Origin of the sequence: Micromonospora arborensis (assembly GCF_003205615.1) — a bacterium.
Taxonomy (GTDB): domain Bacteria; phylum Actinomycetota; class Actinomycetes; order Mycobacteriales; family Micromonosporaceae; genus Micromonospora; species Micromonospora arborensis.
Window position 1 is genome coordinate 1 of the sequence record NZ_PYBV01000106.1, and the last position, 252, is coordinate 252.

General features: G+C 73.8%; 1 pseudogene. It reads left to right on the plus strand.

The window, feature by feature from the left end:
• A pseudogene (locus C7C45_RS35975) lies at nucleotides 1-126 on the plus strand (nucleotidyl transferase AbiEii/AbiGii toxin family protein); the annotation flags it as partial.
• Nucleotides 127-252 lie beyond the last annotated feature (126 nt).

The window sequence follows — 252 nt, forward strand, 5'->3', positions numbered from 1 at the left end:
CCGGCGGACGTGCGGGCCGCCGGCCGCTACCTCGACCGACTGTCCGACCAGCGCTTCGGCCGTTACGGTCTGGGCAGCGCCGACGTCGCACAGATCCGGCACCGCTTCGCCGCCTGGCCGCGCTGAGCCGACACCAGACCGGCGATCGCAGACCGCACCTCGGCGACCAACGACCAGGAAACCCGGGACGAGACGCCCCGCTACCAACGGCCCGCGAACCCCCGACGAACCGCGAACCTCGGACGGACCGCG